Genomic DNA, 4,811 nt, shown 5'->3' on the forward strand with positions numbered 1-4,811 from the left:
CGGTGCGGTAGACTGCTGTCTACGATCAAAATGGCCGGAAGGAGAAATCCTTCCGGCCATCTACGTTGGAAAAATAGCTGGTAATTATACGTGAGAAACATGTTGGACGGGAACTTGAGAATCTACAGTTGCCACTTGTATTTTCCCAGATCGTAGGCGTTATCGCTATCCATATTGACCCAGTTACCGCGAATACCGATCCGAGTCTGGTCGGAAATATTATAACCAAGTTTAAGCAGACCCGCGAACCTGGAGCTGTCCTCACTTTCATAGCCATCAGTGCTATAATAATTGATATCGCCGAGGTAATCCCATTTCTGGTAGCGACCATTGAGCCCACCGGAGATATTACCGGTATTCCAGGAACCATAACTCGTCGACAGGTGGCCGTTAAAAGCTTTGTCGCTCTCCCCTTTCTTGGTGATGATACTGATCACGCCGCGGGAAGATCCCGGTCCATATGCCACACCGGCCGAACGCAGAACCTCAATACGCTCGATTTGAGAAACTGGTATGATATCAAGTTCTTCACGCCGGTAATTCCCATAATTCTGTGCAACCCCATCAATGAGGATGACCGGACCACCAGCCATGGAACTGCGGGTTCCACGAATGGAAATCGAGGAACTGCTGGCAGTTGTGTTATAGACGCCAGGAATACGCTCCAGCGCTTCTATCACATTTTTAGCGCCCATCTGTTCCAGGTCGGCGCTGGTGATAACCGAAATACTGGCCGGTGTATCCACCAGTTTACTTTTACTGGTGGAGGTGACCACCAACTTTTCAAGAACATGCGCTTCATCATCCCTTTCCTCAGCAGATGCGGGCAGCGCACAAACCACTGCCGCTGTTGCCGCCAAGCTGACAAGTGTCCACGTCTTTCTTCTCCAACCCCCCTGAACTTTCTCCACGCTCCACTCCTTTTCTGAATCTATAATACTGATAGTTCATACAAACTGCGTGGTTGATGGCTGGAGGAATGTGGGCAAAAAAAAACCCGGATCGAATATGCAAAATCGATCCGGGATAGCCCTATTTATCCGCAGTACTCTGTAACAGAGTCAGGTACGCCGCCGTCCACGCAGTCGTCTCCTTAATTGCTCAGGCAGGTCTTCTGACTTCCGGATCACTCGATCAGCTGCGCCTTCCCAACCAATATTTGGTCAGTGACATCTATGCAGCCTTCGTCCCCGGTTACAGCGGCGGGCCCGTCTCCGAATTACACGGAGTTCCCTTTTACGTTTTCATCAACACCTGAACGGGCGCAGGTAAACTTGGAAAAACCTTTAATGTCAAGAAAAAAGAAAAGATAAATACAATGCACAAGCTCTGCTTCGCTCATATCATTCAACTGCAGGGGCAGCTTTTCTTCCTTGAAAAGGAAAAATCAACCCACACTGTGGCAGAACAACCGACGAATCAATCAGGACTGCTCCAGGGGGGGGACAATGCCGGATGCTGACGGTATACTCCTCGTGCATCCCAAAATTGCAGGCAAGGATCTGAAAACAGTTGCCATGCCCATCTATGAAGCGCTATGTGGGGTTACAAAATTTCCTTGAGATACTTCACGCCACTGGTGGCGACATTGACCACCTCAGCACTCTGGCCATTGAGCATCAATCTGCCCATGGACTGGGCAAAACCCTTTAACTGGTGAAAATCGACATGAGGCGGCATAGCCAGCGCGTTGGGATCGGTGAAAATATTCACCAGTGCCGGACCATCGTGGGCAAAGGCCTCAATGATCGCTCCACGCACTTCTTTACCTTCCTTAACGGTCCAGGATTTGATGCCCATGGCTTCCCCGGCCTTGGCAAAGTCGGGATTGACCATATTGGTCTGCCAGTCCGGAAGCCCGGCAACCTCCATCTCCAGCTTGACCATGCCCAGCGTTCGGTTGTTGAAGAGAATCAGCTTCACAGGAATGACATACTGAGCAATAGTCATTAAATCGCCAAGCATCATCATCAACCCTCCGTCACCGCACATGGCCACAACCTGTCTCCCAGGCTGAGACAGGCCTGCACCAATAGCCATGGGCATGGCATTGGCCATGGACCCGTGATTGAATGACCCGGTTATATATCTGTTTTTCTTTCCTTTGATATAACGTGCCGCCCAAACCGAACACATGCCGGTATCCACGGTGAAGATGGCGTCATCATCGGCCTGATCATTGATGACTGCGGAAACAAGCTCCGGGTGGATGTTACCTGCCTTTGCCTTTTCGGTCACATAGGCCTGGTATTTTTCTTCTATGATTTCATAGAGAGAGCGCATCTTGACCAGAAAATTGTCTTTTTCCTTGGTCTGAATCAGGGGAAGAAGCTGCTCTAAGCTCGCCTTGATATCACCGCAATAGCCATAATCCACCTGGGCACGCCGACCGAGTTTTGCCGGATCGATATCAATCTGGATAATAGTGTTATTTTCAGGCATAAAGGCGCTGTACGGAAAATCAGTGCCCAAAAGAACAACCACTTCTGCTTCGTGCATGGCCTGAAAACCCGATTTCATCCCTAAAAGACCAGTCAGGCCTACGGCATGGGTATTGGTTTCTTTATCAAAGAAAATCTTTCCCCGAATACTGTAACCAATGGGAGCCTTGAGCTTTTGTGCCAGGGCCAGGACCTCATTTTCGGCGTCCTTGGCTCCGAGACCGCAGTACAGCATGACTTTTGTATTGGAGTTGAGGATATCGGCGATCTGTTGCAGCTCTTCAGCTGAAGGCAAGGTACGTGCGTACACCGAATAGTTTTTCAGTGACGATGCCGGTTTAACGACCTTTGCCGCCGCCACATCGCCAGGCAGACCGAGTACGGCGACCCCCCGCTGGCCCAGAGCGTGCTGAATGGCGCTCTGGCACCCCTGCAGGGCCTGGATGGGCGTATTACTCATGAAACAATACTTGGAGCAGTCGTCAAAAAGCTTGGTCACATTGGTTTCCTGAAAATAATCAAGGCCCAACTTATCGGTGTTGGCGGTCGAGGCGATGGCTATCACCGGATTTCCGGCATGGTTGGCATCATAGAGACCATTGATAAGATGCACGTGGCCTGGCCCGCTGGACCCCATGCAGCAGCCAATTCCGTTGAGTTCCGCATCCATGGAAGCCGCATAGGCACCAGCCTCCTCATGACGGACATGGACCCACTGAATATGGCCGTCACGACGGATGGCGTCATTGAGTGGATTGAGACTGTCCCCGGTGACGGCATAGACCCTGCGCACACCGGCAGCAACCAACATATCAACTAAAATATCTGAAACATTTTCCGACATAACACATTCATTTTTCAATAATTTGTCCCACATCAGACTCAGCACAATCAGAGGCTGAGCCAGATAATCCCACCACACAGCAATCGAAAGTTATGGTGTTGTCTCAACACGCTGCGATGCTTTTTCTAATCATTCTTTTTCATTTGGTCAATTGGTCTTACAAGAGCCTGATCCGTTTCTTTGGGGACGACATTTCAATCGTTTTGATCAATAAACAGAGAGAGTCCTTGAAAAAATACGCATTTTGAGGCAACAGAGTAGCATTAAAACCGTTTGCAATCCCCAGTGGGAAAATTTTGTGAGATCGAACTGCGTAGAATAAGATTTTTACCTGAATCCGTGAGCATTCATCAGTGCGCCAGTTTCGTTGTTTGTGACATGCCGATTAAAGTAAACTTTATCGGTATGTTGCAGGCAATGAAGGTGGCGTGCTGATGGATGTCCCAAAGGGCGGCGGGTGCAACTGAACAATACATGAATTTGTAAAAATACGTCGTCTTATTAAAAAGATGCGTTGTTCAGCACCCCCCGCCGTCACGGATTCGGGTTTTAGTAATGTTACCCCGATGTAAAAAACTAGCGGCTTGCTTTGAGCAAGACAATCTAATTAACTAGATTTTCACATTATTTATAATCCGGATGAAACTAATCCAAGGGATGAGAGGCCTCTCAAGGACAGTCTTGATCACTCTTCCGGATAATTACTGGTTATGTTTAAAACAAACTGAAGAACACGAATGAAATTATTATCAACAGCTGAATTGGCAAAAGAGCTAGCAGGTGGCGATTCCTATATTAGGACTAAAAACAAAGAAGTTAAAGGATTAGCCATTGCACTTTAAAGAAATCCTGAAGCCACAGAAATCATTGTTGTTGGGACGGGCCCCAGAATTATTGCCAATGCTCATTTATTTTTAAAATCTCAAAAATTTGTTCAGGTCTACATCAAACAATCGACAGATAAATGGAAATTCATAGGTAATTATAAAGCAATTGACTACTCAAAGGACAACGATACTATTGAAAAACATCGTAAACTCAGACCCAAAAAAGATGTTGATGGAATTTTATTTTTGAACTCAGAGGAAGAACCAACTGTAAACGTAAAGGATCCATCATTTCCAGACCCAAAAACAAAAAAGCTTGTTGAAAAAAAGGCAATTAGTTACGTAATAGACCATTATAAGAAATTAGGATTCACCATAACAGATCGACAAAAATATAATTGCGGTTATGATCTCTTGGTTGAAAATGGTAAAAAGACATTGCAAATAGAAGTCAAAGGAACTGCATCAAAAGAAAAACGATTTTTTTTAACACGAAATGAAAAATCCATGCCTGCCAGCCCATTATGGCGATCGGCGATAGTTTCAAATGTTCTAGAAAGTCCGGAGATGGATGTAGATTCTCAAGTTCCCGTCCAACATGTTTCTCACGTATAATTACCAGCTATTTTTCCAACGTAGATGGCCGGAAGGATTTCTCCTTCCGGCCATTTTGATCGTAGACAGCAGTCTACCGCACCG

3 protein-coding genes and 1 riboswitch are annotated in these 4,811 nt (G+C 46.8%); of the genes, 1 reads left to right on the forward strand and 2 read right to left on the reverse strand.

Features of this window, described 5'->3' with window-relative positions:
• Positions 1-122: 122 nt before the first annotated feature.
• Together JWJ90_RS22335 and JWJ90_RS22340 are read right to left on the reverse strand one after the other, a co-directional pair.
• On the reverse strand, positions 123-911 hold the full coding sequence (locus JWJ90_RS22335) for a TonB-dependent receptor plug domain-containing protein (RefSeq protein WP_205229435.1): 789 nt from the start codon (positions 909-911) through the stop codon (positions 123-125).
• A gap of 176 nt (positions 912-1,087) precedes the next feature.
• Positions 1,088-1,273: riboswitch (cobalamin riboswitch) on the reverse strand.
• A 272-nt stretch (positions 1,274-1,545) separates the two neighbouring features.
• Positions 1,546-3,285 (reverse strand): thiamine pyrophosphate-dependent enzyme, encoded by a 1,740-nt coding sequence (locus JWJ90_RS22340; RefSeq protein ID WP_205229436.1) that lies wholly within the window; start codon positions 3,283-3,285, stop codon positions 1,546-1,548.
• Between the two features lie 1,073 nt (positions 3,286-4,358).
• Between JWJ90_RS22340 and JWJ90_RS22345 the strand changes: the two genes are divergently transcribed.
• The gene (locus tag JWJ90_RS22345; RefSeq protein ID WP_205229437.1) at positions 4,359-4,727 is read left to right on the forward strand and encodes a protein NO VEIN domain-containing protein; all 369 of its coding nucleotides are present in this window, start codon (positions 4,359-4,361) and stop codon (positions 4,725-4,727) included.
• Positions 4,728-4,811 lie beyond the last annotated feature (84 nt).

The organism is Desulfobulbus rhabdoformis (assembly GCF_016919065.1).
GTDB lineage: Bacteria > Desulfobacterota > Desulfobulbia > Desulfobulbales > Desulfobulbaceae > Desulfobulbus > Desulfobulbus rhabdoformis.